The organism is Parashewanella hymeniacidonis, assembly GCF_016900895.1.
Classification (GTDB): domain Bacteria; phylum Pseudomonadota; class Gammaproteobacteria; order Enterobacterales; family Shewanellaceae; genus Parashewanella; species Parashewanella hymeniacidonis.
Map to the genome: position 1 here is coordinate 1 of NZ_JAFEUN010000115.1, position 13,598 is coordinate 13,598.

The following is a 13,598-nucleotide window of genomic DNA, read 5'->3' on the forward strand; positions in this document are numbered from 1 at the left end:
GTTTTGTAGTGAAATTGATGCAAAATCTAAGAAATCTTGCTTTTGGGGTACGGCTCTGAATTTTGCGTAAATCAGATGCTGTACATTTTAACTCTTGAAATGGATTTTTTCAGAACCGACTAAGTAAACAGTGAAAGCTACAGCTGAATGGCTTTCAGCGTTGTTTTTAATCCTTGATGATTTTTATTGAGCATGGCTAAAAATAACTCTGCTGTGGCTACAGCATCGTTTAATGCATTATGTTCATGGTGCGGAGGGAGTTCGAATTCTTCTCTAAGATTAATTAAACGCAATCGAGATGAATCATAGGCCGTATCACTTAAATCAAACCGACGTTTAGCCATCATTAACGTATCAACAACTGGAAAAACTGGTGCCATGCCATACAACTGCAGACACGCTTCTTTTAAGAAATTGACTTCTATGTTTGCAAAATGCACCAACATCACTTTGCCAGCAAGATCATTTAATAATTGTTCAACAACAGACTCTAACGAATCGCCCGAGGCTTGTTCTGAGTCCATAATACTGTGAATTTGCACGTTGTCCCTTTCAAGTTCGACTTGAGTATTCACGATGTAATGTCGACTGTTTGCTAATGAAACAATACCTTTAGTTACGCTTGAATACCCTATTGATAGAATTTTATCTTTGAGAGGGTTTAAACCTGTAGTTTCAAAGTCAAGGGTTAGTAGTTCAAGTTTATTTATAGCATCTTCGGGTTCAGGAAAAGGCGTATTTAAAAACGAACGTAATGGTTCAGGAGGCATTTTTTTTAATAACTTTTCCCGTTTAGTATTTAGGCTAAACCACTTATCAAAAAGCATAGTAACCTCCGACAATGAAATGGGTCTTACCCATAGGTAGTTTGCCTAACATTTTGCATATCTTTAATTACAGCAAAACTGTCTTTAAGATGTTCTCTATCAAGGCTCGATAGCGATTTAGGGGCTAAAAAGTTATCCGCATCATTACCATCAATCAGTTGCTGCGCCTGATGTTCAACTTTCAACATAGTTAAAAACTCAAAAGCCGATATCAAACTGACGGCTGCATCCTTACTTAATGATGGTGTGCCTGCTGCCAACTTTAATCGTTCTAAAGTATTCACTTCTTTTATCCCTTCAGACAAAGCATAAATTCGAGCCAAATCAGTAATTGGTGCAATACCATTGTGTTTCAAGTCAAGAGTATTCTTATGTTTATCATTGGCGGTTAAAACAAAATTTCTAAAGAAACCAAGTGGCGGCTTGAGTTTAATAGCATTGGCAGAAAGGTGTGCTAAAAATAGGGTATTTGTCTTCGTTTTAACAAGTAGAGTTTCTCGAACCTGTTCCAGCAAATCTGACGGACCGTAAACAGTCTTAAGATCAAAGAAGATGCTGCTATGCATTAGTGCTAGAGGTTCAGGTTGTTCAATCCAGTTGTCAAAGTAGCTATGCCATACTGATTGTTTTTGTCGCCATTTGTCTGTTGTCGCCATGACGTTACCTGGGCAATAGACATATCCACATAGGTTTAATCCATCACAAACAAATTTGGCAAGCGAACGAAACCAAACTTCATGCTCAGGTTTTACTGAGTCATCAATGATAATGCCATTATCTTGATCAGAATGAACCGTTTGCTCTTGCCGCGCTTGAGAGCCAGCACTTACCCAAGCAAATGGTACAGGCTCGGCACCAAGCTCATCTTTAGCCATCAAAATGAGCCTATGAGTAAATGAGTTAGTAATAGCACTGATACTCTTACCAATATTCGCTGCAGTAGTCCCAAGTTTGACCATGCTGACCTGCAATTTAGGTAATAATTTTGAAATTTCTATCAGCTCGTCAATCGTTTGTGCTTTACGAATCATTGAAGACATATTCACGGTATTTAAGTCTTCCTGCTTCATCAAATCCGTAATGGTTACCATACCATCGAGCACACCATTTCGGCTCACAGGTAAATGATGCACTCCGGCAGTCGACATTCTAATAAGCGCATCATAAGCATAGGTATTTACATCGATCATCTTCACGTCTTCTGTCATAATTTCAGAAACGGGTGATGACAGTGGTAGCCCTTCTGCAACACATCGACGACGAAAATCTTTATCTGTGACAATTCCAGCAAGTTTGTCGTCATTTACCACCAGCAAACAAGAAAAATTTTGTGCTGTCATCTTCTGTGCTGCTGATTGAATTGTTTCATTTTCATCAATGGTTAGTGCCGGACTGCTATAGAAATCACTGATGGCAGTATTCATCAACGATGAAGACACAATAGCCTTCTCATTAAGTTGAGATGCCTTATGAGTTAAACGCTGAGTCGCTGAACTCGCAATAAATTCGTAAACATATGAATGACTTTGAGTTACTTGTTTGAGTTTTGTGAAATCTATGGCGTAAATCAAACTGTCTTCGGTAGCTGTTACCACATAACTACTATCACTGTTTGCTGCAAAGAGTGAACACCAATCGCCTTCACCGTGTTTATCAACCAATTCTTTAAGGCCTTGTCCAGTTTTAAAAGAATTTAAAGCACCTTTGCGAACAATATACAGACTCGGACTATCAATCCCTTCTGGCGGCAAGCATTCATCGTGACGCAAATAACAAATACTAATACTTTTAACGAGCGAGGTGATGATCTCTTCAGGTAAACCTTCAAATGGCACAATGGCTTTTAAAAAATCTTTGATATCCGTTAACTCTGTACTCATTTCTTTAACCTCGCATCCCTTGTGGGTTTATTTTTAATCAATAACTCCATGAAGTACAAGTAAAAACACACGACCTTAGACTAAAGTTGAATATTTTTCTTTTTGCTGCCTTGTTAGCTTTCAGTTTGGAAAAAAGAACAGCAGTTCCGATTGGGCAGGGAATACTAAGGCGTGTAGATCTTTAAGTTTTAAATATTAAGTACGGGCAATATTTAAAATTTAGAGGAAAAATCTCTCAGCCAAACTCTCTCCAAAAAGAATTGATAAAACAAAAAGGAGAGTATTGTGGAAAGCGAAAACAGTTATTGGACTGAAAATTTACGCCTTATCCTGATATGCCTTGCCATATGGTTTGTCGTTTCATTTGTATTTGGGATCTTGTTAGTTGAACCATTAAATGAAATTCGTATGGGCGGTTACAAGCTAGGTTTCTGGTTTGCTCAGCAAGGTTCTATTTATGTCTTCGTCGCATTGATTTTTTGGTATACCTCAAAAATGAATAAGCTCGATAAAAAATACAAGGTAGAGGAAAAGTAGATGGATGAATTAAAACTTTATACCTACATTGCCGTTTTTGGCTCATTCGGGCTTTATTTTGCAATTGCATGGTGGGCACGCGCAAGCACGACCAGTGATTTTTATGTCGCTGGCGGCGGCATTAGTCCATTACAAAACGGAATGGCAATTGGTGCCGACTGGATGAGTGCAGCATCATTTATCTCTATGGCAGGTTTAATTGCCTTTTTAGGTTACGGCGGTTCCGTATTCTTAATGGGTTGGACCGGTGGTTACGTGCTGCTTGCAATGCTACTTGCACCCTATATGCGTAAACACGGAAAATTTACCGTACCTGAATTCATTAGTGATCGTTATTACTCAAAAACGGCACGTATCGTAGCGGTTTTATGTTTAATTATTGCTTCGCTCACTTACATCATCGGTCAGATGAAAGGTGTTGGCGTGGCATTTTCTCGCTTCTTAGAAGTGGACTACGATTTAGGGCTTGGTATAGGCATGTTAGTAGTATGGGTGTATGCCGTACTCGGTGGCATGAAAGGCATTACTTACACTCAGATTGCACAGTATTGCGTGTTAATCTTTGCTTATACCATCCCTGCCATTTTCATCTCGCTACAACTCACAGGTAACCCAATTCCGCAACTAGGTCTTGGCAGTACTTTAGCAGACGGAAGTGGTGTTTACTTACTCGATAAATTAGATCAAGTGGTCACGGATTTAGGTTTTAAAGAGTACACAACCGATAACATGGGAGGCTCTTTAAATATGTTTGCCTACACCATGTCATTAATGATTGGTACTGCTGGTTTACCACACGTTATTATGCGCTTCTTTACGGTCCCTTCAGTAAAAGCGGCTCGTTCATCAGCTGGCTATGCGCTTGTGTTTATTGCACTGCTTTATACTGTTGCACCTGCCGTAGGCGCAATGGCACGTTTGAACCTAATGAGTACGATTGAACCAACTGCAGGTCAAAACTTACAGTATGATCAACGCCCACAATGGTTTAAGGATTGGGAAAACACTGGATTGTTGAAGTACGAAGATAAAAACGGTGATGGCAAAATCCAATATGTTGCAGACAAGAACACCAATGAAATGGTTAAAGTTGACCGTGACATCATGGTTCTAGCTAATCCTGCGATCGCAAATCTTCCTAACTGGGTTATTGCCCTTGTTGCAGCCGGTGGTCTAGCTGCCGCACTCTCAACCGCTGCGGGATTGCTCTTAGCCATATCCTCCTCGATTTCCCATGACTTAATGAAAGGTGTGCTCACCCCCAATATGTCAGAGAAAAATGAACTACTTGCTGGTCGGGTAACCATGACGCTATCGATTCTAGTCGCAGGTTATCTCGGGCTCAATCCGCCCGGATTTGCCGCCGGAACCGTAGCCTTGGCCTTTGGACTCGCAGCATCCAGTATCTTCCCAGCACTGATGATGGGTATATTCTCTAAGAAGATGAGTGGTAAAGCAGCAGTTGCGGGTATGTGTTCAGGTATTGGTATCACAATGCTATATGTATTCCAGCATAAAGGCATTATGTTCATTCCTGGCACTTCATTCCTTGGTGGTTTACCTGAAAATTGGTTCTTCGGGATCTCACCAAACGCATTTGGTGCAGTAGGTGCATTAGTGAACTTTGCAGTAGCCTTTATTGTATGTAAGTTTACTGGGGAGGCGCCGAAAGAAATTCAGCAAATGGTTGAAAATTTTCGAGTACCTAAAGGTGCAGGTGCTGCACACGCACACTAGTATCTAGTCTAAGAAGGCTTTGATTTATCAGAGCCTTCTTCATCAAAAATAATAAGGATATAAGATGAATAAGCATACAAAACTCGCGATATTCGTGGCCCCCATTCTGACCATAGCTGGCTATATTATTTCTGATTCATATCTAGAAAGTCAGGCTAAGGAAAAACGTGTGTTTACACTCAACCCTGAGAATCAGTGTGATGTGCTTGCTAAACATTGTGTTTTAGTTTCTGGTGAATTTAAAGTTAACGTTTACGATGAAGAAGGTACCACTTTTATCAACTCAACCTTCCCTCTCGACAAAGCAACCTTATTTCTTGTCGATCGACATGAGCAAGCTACCATGTATCCGCTTGCGATGGAAAAGTCAGCTTACTACTGGGGAATAGATACACCTCTAAGAAAGAACTTATCTACAGAAAATGCGAAACAAAAAATCCGTTTGATCGCTCAAATTAAAGGTGGTCAATATATTAGTGAATTTTATAGTGCTAGACGTAACGATGCGATTTAGAAATATATGAAAATCAATTATTAGAGCAAAAAACAAGCACAATAAGTATCTGTTTCTTCTTCATATTGCCATTTTAACTGCACAACTCTTCATTTTTTTTGAAATATATCATTACCCAGTTTGGTCTTAACAAAAAGCTAACAATGATAATTAATCAAAGAGTGAACGTTATGATCAACAACCTCAAGTTAAAAAACACATCTCTTAAAGCGCTGTTAATCTCTGCTCCTTTTATGCTTGCAGCAACTAACGCATCTGCTGGTGCGTGGGTTGGTGAAAAAGGCTCTGGTTATGCAAAACTCGGCTATGCGACCTATGAAGCGGATAGCTATAGAGGAAACAATCCTAGTTTCCAGAACTTCGAAAGCGACAGCGTTTCTTTCTACGGAGAGTACGGTTTAGGCAATAGCTTTTCTCTTTATGGTTCACAAATTTATCAATCATATGACCAGTTAGACAGTGTTTTAGGTGAAAGCAGTGCTACAGGCTTCGGTGATACTGAGTTAGGCCTGAAGTACCAATGGCAAGCAGAACCATTCGTTTTATCAACATCTTTTTTGGTTAAAGCCCCTCTTTTTTACAAAGCAGAAGATGGCTTAGGCAACCACCAAGTTGATTATGAAGTCAGAGTACTTATTGGCAAGGGGCTAGGTAAATATGGCTATTTTGGTGCTGAGGCGGGTTACCGCTTAAGAGCTGACTCGCCATCTGACGAATATCGCTACCTCATCGAGTACGGCTTTAATATCACTAAAAACTTGTACTTCCGTACCAAGCTAGACGGAATTTTGAGTGCAGAGAATTCTGATGCACCTAACACGTTGAACGGCAACCTATCTAATCCACTTGAGTTCGATGTAGGCAAACTTGAGCTAACCACAGGTTGGAACTTCGATAACAAGGCATTGAAAGGTTACGGTTTAGAAGTGACTTATACCCGTGAAATATATGGTGAGAACGTACTAGAAGGCGATCGTATAGAGCTTGGTTTAACAAAAGTTTTCTAACAATCGTATTTCAAAAAATGCGGAGTATTTATTACTCTGCATTCCTTAAAAAATTAGACGTTTCTGATTTAAAGTTTCACAAAAGGTTGTTCAACAATGTCTTCAATTAGTTGGTTTTTTATCGCCAGTCATTTTGTTTTATTGGGCATCTTATGTCTCTTTGGCCTTCATCGCTTGTCGATGGTTATTCGCTGGTATAAATACCGTAATTACAAACCTGTCGAACCAAAAAAGTTTGCTGAGTTACCTCAAGTAACGGTACAAATACCACTTTATAATGAGCGTTTAGTTGCTAAACGGATTGTTGATTCGATTGTGCAACTTGAATACCCACAAGACAAATTACAAATTCAAATTGTTGATGATTCAACGGACGAAACCAGTGATTTAATCGCTGAAAGAGTCTCTTATCATCAACAACAACAAGGGATCAACATTCAACACGTTCAGCGTGTTCATCGTCATGGCTTTAAAGCGGGTGCTTTAAAAGATGCGATGGAAACCGCCACGGGTGAATTTATCGCCATTTTCGATGCCGACTTCATACCGCATAACGATACCTTACTCAAAACGATTCATCATTTTTCCCAACAAGATATTGCCATGGTGCAATTCCGTTGGGAGCATTTGAATAGAAAAAGCAGTCTGCTAACGAAAGTTCAAGCCATCATGCTTGATGCTCACTTTGGATTAGAACAACATGTGCGCTGTGCAAGTAACAAGTTATTTAACTTTAATGGTACCGCCGGCATTTGGCGTACCGAAGCGATAATTGATGCAGGTCATTGGAGCGCTGATACGCTAACCGAAGATTTAGATTTGAGTTACCGAGCTCAACTTGCAGGTTGGAAAATGCTTTACCTCAACAACGTTACCTGCCCAGGTGAATTACCAGCAGACATGAACGCCTTTAAGAGTCAGCAGTTCCGCTGGGCTAAGGGCGGCGTTGAAGTAATGATGAAAATGTTACCAACGGTTTGGAAATCAAACATTCCTTTTAAAAAGAAAGTCGAGTCTACGTTCCACCTCGGTAATAACCTCGCTTACTTCGTGATGCTCGTTGATACCCTCATTTTCTTAGTGCCGAGTTTATATTTGCGTGATCAATACGATTTCGTAAACGTATGGTGGTTGGATATCCCATTACTTGCCATGTCGTCTGGTGGTCACTTAGCTTATCTCTATTTTGGGCAAGTCGTTCTCAATCGCTCTAAAAGTCGTGCCTTCGTAAAGTTACCAAGTTTAATGATTTTGGGTGTTCAGCTGGCGATAAATAACTCAAAAGCGGGGATTGAAGGTCTACTAGGTAAACGAAGCGAATTTGTGCGCACGCCAAAAACCGGAGAGTTAGAAAACAAACTTACGCAATCAGCAGTACAAACTAAACCTGAGAAAAAACAGTATCGTGCGATTCCACCAAGAGGTGCATTTTTTGAAGTTGCGATCGCAGCAGTTTATTCCATTGTATTCTTGTGGGCCATGGCTCAAGGACATTGGTTCATGTTGCCGTTCTTGTTATTGCTTGCAATAGGCTTTGTACTCTCCGCATTACATAGCTTTTATAGCCACTTTCAATTATCTAAGTAGTTGGTAACAACAATGAACACACTCACAAACTACTTTGCAAATGATATATCACCAACCACTAAAAAATGGCTGCACTTTTTGAGTCTAATAGGTGTGGTTCTGGCCAGTTTCAGTAGCCATTGGTTATCTGAAATTAAGGATTCGTCAACGTCTCCATACTTAGGTGAGATGGGTATTTTCATCATTTTGCAATTTAGTTTGATGGCAGTATTTATGCTGCTGGCTTGGGCAACCTCACCTTCATCGTTGAAATTGAAAGATTACAAACTCATTTTGCTGGCAGCTGTTATTGCACGTGTTGCTTTACTTGGTGTTACGCCCTACACCTCGAATGATGTTGACCGTTATTTATTTGATGGGCGTATCGCTTATGAAGGCATAGACCCTTATCGAGTAAGCCATGATGCGCCAGAGCTTATAGAGCTTCGTGCACAATGGCAGCCGCCACAAGAGCACGCCAAATACGTGACCTTATATCCACCCGTTGCCTTAAGTCTCTTTGCGTTGGCATCTTCAGCTGGTGTTGAACATGCACAGTTGGCGTGGAGTGCAATATTGCTGCTGAGTGGGCTACTTACACTGTATTTTTCATTCAGAGTTTTACAGCACATTGATAAACTTAAGCATCTTTCGCTTGTGGCCTTATCACCATTATTGATTTTAGAAACAGGTGTAGGGCTACACCTCGACGCCCTTTCAACCCTTACCGTAACCATTGCAATTTATTTATGGTTACAACAACGTTTTGCAGCTTGTGGTTTCATCGTGGGCATTGGTATGTCATTAAAGATATTACCCATGATGTTGTTACTTCCTTTTCTATTTTGGTTATTTGGCAAAAAAGCAATTAAAACCAGTGTAATACTTGTTGCGAGTACAGTTACCACAGCATTGGGCATTTATGTCTTGGCTGTTTTGTTGAGCTACCATCCAATCGGTAGTATCAGTGTCTTTTTTGAGAAATGGCGTTTTGCGTCCCCCTTGTTTAATGCTTTAGACAGTTTTCTCTCTGGCTATCAACTACTAATAGCACTGCTCAACATTGCTGTTGTGGTGTGTTTACTGATTGGTCTTGTAAGTTTCTCATCTGCAAGATCAAAAGTTCAGAATTGCGATTTGGCAATCTGCCTGCAATTAGCCCTCGCTATCCCTTTAATGTTAAGTCCTGTGCTTTTCCCTTGGTATTTAATGCCATTAATACCTTTATTAGCATTGAGGCCCAATATTTACCTCATCACATGGACATTACTGATGCCACTGACCTATGAAGTCATCAGTGATTTTTTATGTTGCCAGCAATGGATGCCAGCACAATGGCCTGTAATTTTTATAGGCGTTCTTTATCTAATAACAACAATCAAATTAACCCATTGGCTATATACAAATAAAGTTGAATTATTGGGTCTATTTAACGCTGACAATAAAAAAGTGTGTGACCCATTATGATAACAACAATCAAAAATTATACTCATTGGCTGCACGGCCGCTGGCCAGACGGTGAAGTTGAAAAGTTGCCCGTAGTCGAACATAACGGAACCACCAATATTAAAGGGGTTTACGTTGTAGGTGATTTAACGGGTGTACCGCTGTTAAAATTCTCTGCCGACACTGGTGCAAAAGCGATACAGAATATTATTTCTGACTCTGGCTTTTCACAAAGAAATCAGACTAATGATATCGCTGATGTCATTATTGTCGGTGGTGGTGTAAGTGGTTATTCCGCAGCAATTGAAGCAAAAAAGCATAAGCTTAATTTCACTTTAATTGAGGGAAATCAACCGCTTTCCACAATTGAAAACTTCCCTAAAAATAAGCCGATTTATACCTATCCAACGGACTTAACGCCACAAGGTGATTTACAGTTTTCAGATGAAATCACTCATAAAGAAAATCTGCTTTCAGAATTAAAAGCACAACTGGTTGAGCATGACGTTTCCGCTGACATCGCTAAAGTCAGTCACATTGAAAAAAATGCACAACACATTGATGTAATTTTAGAAAATGGCGACAAACTAAAAGCACATCGAGTGATTCTTGCCATCGGCCGCTCTGGTGGTTATCGCAAACTTGATGTTAAAGGCGAGTCATTAGCTAAGGTCAGTAACCGATTAATTGACCCTGCGGTTTACAGCCATAAAAAACTGCTGATTGTTGGAGGTGGTGACAGCGCACTTGAAGCAGCAATTGCAACAGCAAACGAAAATGCAGATGTGACGCTATCCTATCGTAAAGCAGAGTTTTCACGCGCTAAAACAGAAAACGTCGACCAGCTCAATCAGTTAGTTGATGATAAAAAAGTTGAATTAAAACTCTGCACCAATTTAAGTGAAATCACTGAAAACAACATCACACTTAAAAACCAGCATGGTGAATCAGATACGTTCGAGAACGACAATGTATTGCTGGCAACAGGTCGTGAAGCACCATTAGACTTTTTCCGTCGTTCAAAAATCAAGATCCAAGGTGAAAGCACATGGCAAGGTTGGATTGCATTTATTTTATTCTTAGGTGCAATGGTGGCACTCTATGATTGGAAAGGTTACGGCTTCTTCAATTCATTTTGGGGCACTTTCTCTTATCCAGACCAAATGCCAACACTCATTGCAGGTTGGGGTGAATGGTGGCAAGCGCAAGTCAGTGATCGAAGTACGTTAATTGGTACCATTGCCGTATCTTTGAAGAGCCGCTCTTTTTATTACACTTTACTTTATACGATTTTAATTGCCGTATTTGGTTGGCAGCGGATCCAAAGACGTAAAACGCCATATGTCACCAGACAAACCATCGTTTTATTTGTCATCCAGTTATTGCCACTGTTTTTGCTGCCTGAAATCATCTTGCCGTATTTAGGTTACAACGGAGTCTTTGATGCTGGAACGGGTAAGGCATTCGCAGACACCCTATTCCCAAGTTACATCTCAGCCCAAGATCTTGCAGCCCACAACTGGCCAGATTGGGGACACCCTCGTGCATTTTGGCATGCATACAGCTTTATCTTCGCATGGCCTTTAGGTGTCTACACCGTATTCACCGATACACCACAAGTTGCTTGGTTAATCATTGCTGCCATTCAGACGTTAGTGATTATTCCATTAATCGTTTACAAATGGGGTAAAGGCGCATATTGCAGCTGGATTTGTTCTTGTGGTGCAATGGCTGAAACCATGGGCGACACTCAACGTCACAAAATGCCACACGGTGCCAAATGGAATAAGCTTAATATGCTTGGTCAGTTCATCTTACTGGTTGCAATCGTATTATTAGTTATTCGTGTACTGGGATGGGTTTACCCAGAATCTTGGATGAACGAAATGTTTAATTTGTTCTTCAAGGGTGAAAATAAAGATTATCAGCTGGTCAACGGCTTCAGTTATAAGTGGATTGTCGACATTCTGTTTGCGGGTGTTTTAGGTTTCGGCCTTTACTTCAAGTACTCAGGTAGAACGTGGTGCCGCTTTGCTTGTCCACTCGCAGCCTTAATGAACATTTATAGCCGATTCAGTAAGTTCGCCATTGTCAGTGAAAAATCGAAGTGTATTAGCTGTAATCAATGTACCAGCATTTGTCATCAAGGTATCGATGTTATGGCGTTTGCCAGCAAAGGCAAGCCAATGACTGATCCACAGTGTGTTCGTTGCTCTGCGTGTGTAAGCACTTGCCCGACTGGCACACTGTCTTTTGCTGAAATCAATCGTGCAACATCAAAAGTGATTAAAGTCGACTCATTAGCGGCGAGCCCAGTACAAATGGTAGAAAAAGCTAAGGCTCATGGAGTCATTGAGGTTCGCAATGTATAAAGGACATAAAGTTGCTGTAGTGATCCCTGCGTTAAATGAAGAAAACGCTATTGGTGTGGTTGTTTCAGCGTTGAGTACATTACAGTTTGATAATCAAAAAATCATCGACGATATCGTAGTTTGTGATAATGGTTCAGCCGATAACACCAGCTCAGCGGCAAAGGCCGCTGGCGCCATCACCGTTCGCCAAAATACACCAGGGTATGGCATTGCGTGTCTAACTGCCATTGATAACCTACCAGAATGTGACATTGTTTTGTTTGTTGATGGTGACGACTCTTGTTTTGCTGAGCAAGCCATCCCAATGCTTGAAGGCATTATAAAAGGTGACGACTTAGCCATTGGTTCTCGCACAATGGGAAACATTGAAAAAGGTGCCCTCACCCAAACTCAAATGTTTGGCAATTGGTTATCCAGCCATTTGATCACACTTTTTTGGGGACAAAAAATCACTGACTTAGGCCCGTTTCGAGCCATGCGTCATTCGTCGCTCAAGCTTATCGATATGCAAGATAAAACCTTTGGCTGGACAGTAGAAATGCAAGTCAAAGCCATTATTCACGGTATGCAAGTCAGTGAATATTCGGTTGACTCGAAAGTTCGAATTGGCGAATCCAAAATCAGCGGTACATTAAAAGGCTCAGTAAAAGCAGGCATTGGTATTTTGTCCATGATTGGAAAACTGTATTTAACTCAAGGCCAACTAAAACGAATGTCCAGTCGAATATGAGCAAATTTAAATTATTACTTGTTGTTATTGGAGTAGTCTTTTCAGCATTGCTGATTAAAGGCTACTCCCTTTACTCGGCAATCACGCCAAATGCATTAAGTTATTGGCAAATCAGCGATGAAAACAATGATCAAGAAATTGACCATACGCTTTGGCAAAAAATTCTTGACGGGTATTTAGTTGAGATAAAAGCCAAAGGTGTTCGTGCGTTTAATTACGCTCAAGTCACTCAAGCAGATAAGAAAGCCCTCAAAAGTTACCTGCAACAACTTGAATCTATTGATCCACGAATATTGAATAAAAACGAGCAACTGAGCTTTTGGGTGAACCTCTATAATGCATTAACTATTGATGTCGTGCTCGATCATTACCCTGTCACTTCAATAAAAGATATTGGTGACGGCATTACTGGGCCTTGGAATATGGATTTACTCACCATCGCAGGTCAGCCCATTACCTTGAATCAAATTGAGCACAAAATCTTAAGGCCAATTTGGCAAGAGCCACGTATTCATTATGTGATTAATTGTGCCAGTGTCGGCTGCCCAGATCTGCCGAATAAAGTATTCAGCAGTAAAAACCTTGATTCCCAGCTTAATAAAGCGGCAATTCGCTTTATTAATCAATCTAAAGCCGTCGATATTAAAAATAATCAACTGAAACTCTCAAGTATATACAGTTGGTTCTCTCAAGACTTCGGAGATGAGCAAGCAGAGCTTATGTTGCACATTCAAACATTTGCAGAGCCCACTTTAAAATCAAAGTTAAAAGCTATCGCATTGGATAAAAATTCAGATATCATTTTTGACTATGATTGGAAATTAAATGCAACTTAAGCAGGTCATTTAAAACAATCATAAAAAGTTAAAGAATCCACCTTCTTAGAAGGTGGCTTTGCCTTTCGCCCCCTGTAAGGGGGCTGGTGCTTGCCCTCTTAGAAGGCAAGCTGTTGTCCCCGATATTTATGAATTAAAAATCAAAC

General features: G+C 40.4%; 11 protein-coding genes. 9 read left to right on the top strand and 2 right to left on the bottom strand.

Going from position 1 to position 13,598, the window contains the following annotated elements; genetic code table 11:
* Positions 1-137: 137 nt before the first annotated feature.
* Together JQC92_RS18100 and JQC92_RS18105 are read right to left on the bottom strand one after the other, a co-directional pair.
* Complete coding sequence (locus JQC92_RS18100) at positions 138-827, bottom strand: exonuclease domain-containing protein (RefSeq protein ID WP_205000954.1); 690 nt, start codon at positions 825-827, stop codon at positions 138-140.
* Between the two features lie 26 nt (positions 828-853).
* Positions 854-2,707: a putative nucleotidyltransferase substrate binding domain-containing protein gene (locus JQC92_RS18105; RefSeq protein WP_205000955.1), complete on the bottom strand. Its 1,854-nt coding sequence runs from the start codon at positions 2,705-2,707 to the stop codon at positions 854-856.
* Between the two features lie 285 nt (positions 2,708-2,992).
* On the opposite strand from JQC92_RS18105, the gene JQC92_RS18110 reads away from it, so the two are divergent.
* The 9 genes from JQC92_RS18110 (at position 2,993) to JQC92_RS18150 (ending at position 13,452) form a co-directional block, all read left to right on the top strand.
* On the top strand, positions 2,993-3,244 hold the full coding sequence (locus JQC92_RS18110; protein WP_129944903.1) for a DUF4212 domain-containing protein: 252 nt from the start codon (positions 2,993-2,995) through the stop codon (positions 3,242-3,244).
* Positions 3,245-4,981 (top strand): sodium:solute symporter family protein, encoded by a 1,737-nt coding sequence (locus tag JQC92_RS18115; RefSeq protein ID WP_205000956.1) that lies wholly within the window; start codon positions 3,245-3,247, stop codon positions 4,979-4,981.
* A gap of 64 nt (positions 4,982-5,045) precedes the next feature.
* Positions 5,046-5,495 (top strand): hypothetical protein, encoded by a 450-nt coding sequence (locus JQC92_RS18120; RefSeq protein ID WP_205000957.1) that lies wholly within the window; start codon positions 5,046-5,048, stop codon positions 5,493-5,495.
* A 170-nt stretch (positions 5,496-5,665) separates the two neighbouring features.
* Entirely contained in the window at positions 5,666-6,502 is an 837-nt protein-coding gene (locus JQC92_RS18125; RefSeq protein ID WP_205000958.1) for a hypothetical protein, read from the top strand.
* A 96-nt stretch (positions 6,503-6,598) separates the two neighbouring features.
* Positions 6,599-8,089, top strand: a complete 1,491-nt coding sequence (locus JQC92_RS18130; RefSeq protein WP_205000959.1) for a glycosyltransferase — start codon at positions 6,599-6,601, stop codon at positions 8,087-8,089.
* 12 nt (positions 8,090-8,101) lie between these two features.
* A complete protein-coding gene (locus JQC92_RS18135) occupies positions 8,102-9,535 on the top strand; it encodes an MptA/MptB family glycosyltransferase (RefSeq protein ID WP_205000960.1) in 1,434 nt (477 codons plus the stop codon).
* Complete coding sequence (locus JQC92_RS18140) at positions 9,532-11,886, top strand: NAD(P)-binding domain-containing protein (protein ID WP_239480628.1); 2,355 nt, start codon at positions 9,532-9,534, stop codon at positions 11,884-11,886. The genes JQC92_RS18135 and JQC92_RS18140 overlap by 4 nt, the downstream gene beginning before the upstream one ends.
* Complete coding sequence (locus tag JQC92_RS18145) at positions 11,879-12,616, top strand: glycosyltransferase family 2 protein (RefSeq protein ID WP_205000961.1); 738 nt, start codon at positions 11,879-11,881, stop codon at positions 12,614-12,616. The genes JQC92_RS18140 and JQC92_RS18145 overlap by 8 nt, the downstream gene beginning before the upstream one ends.
* Positions 12,613-13,452 (top strand): DUF547 domain-containing protein, encoded by an 840-nt coding sequence (locus JQC92_RS18150; RefSeq protein ID WP_205000962.1) that lies wholly within the window; start codon positions 12,613-12,615, stop codon positions 13,450-13,452. Before JQC92_RS18145 ends, JQC92_RS18150 begins: the two co-directional genes overlap by 4 nt.
* Positions 13,453-13,598 lie beyond the last annotated feature (146 nt).

Excerpts from the sequence above, each read along its gene's own strand:
- JQC92_RS18140 (WP_239480628.1), top strand. The coding sequence starts at position 9,532 with ATGATAACAACAATCAAAAATTATACTCATTGGCTGCACGGCCGCTGG.
- JQC92_RS18115 (WP_205000956.1), top strand. The coding sequence starts at position 3,245 with ATGGATGAATTAAAACTTTATACCTACATTGCCGTTTTTGGCTCATTC.
- JQC92_RS18130 (WP_205000959.1), top strand. The coding sequence starts at position 6,599 with ATGTCTTCAATTAGTTGGTTTTTTATCGCCAGTCATTTTGTTTTATTG.
- JQC92_RS18135 (WP_205000960.1), top strand. The coding sequence starts at position 8,102 with ATGAACACACTCACAAACTACTTTGCAAATGATATATCACCAACCACT.
- JQC92_RS18150 (WP_205000962.1), top strand. The coding sequence starts at position 12,613 with ATGAGCAAATTTAAATTATTACTTGTTGTTATTGGAGTAGTCTTTTCA.
- JQC92_RS18120 (WP_205000957.1), top strand. The coding sequence starts at position 5,046 with ATGAATAAGCATACAAAACTCGCGATATTCGTGGCCCCCATTCTGACC.
- JQC92_RS18105 (WP_205000955.1), bottom strand. The coding sequence starts at position 2,707 with ATGAGTACAGAGTTAACGGATATCAAAGATTTTTTAAAAGCCATTGTG.
- JQC92_RS18100 (WP_205000954.1), bottom strand. The coding sequence starts at position 827 with ATGCTTTTTGATAAGTGGTTTAGCCTAAATACTAAACGGGAAAAGTTA.
- JQC92_RS18145 (WP_205000961.1), top strand. The coding sequence starts at position 11,879 with ATGTATAAAGGACATAAAGTTGCTGTAGTGATCCCTGCGTTAAATGAA.
- JQC92_RS18125 (WP_205000958.1), top strand. The coding sequence starts at position 5,666 with ATGATCAACAACCTCAAGTTAAAAAACACATCTCTTAAAGCGCTGTTA.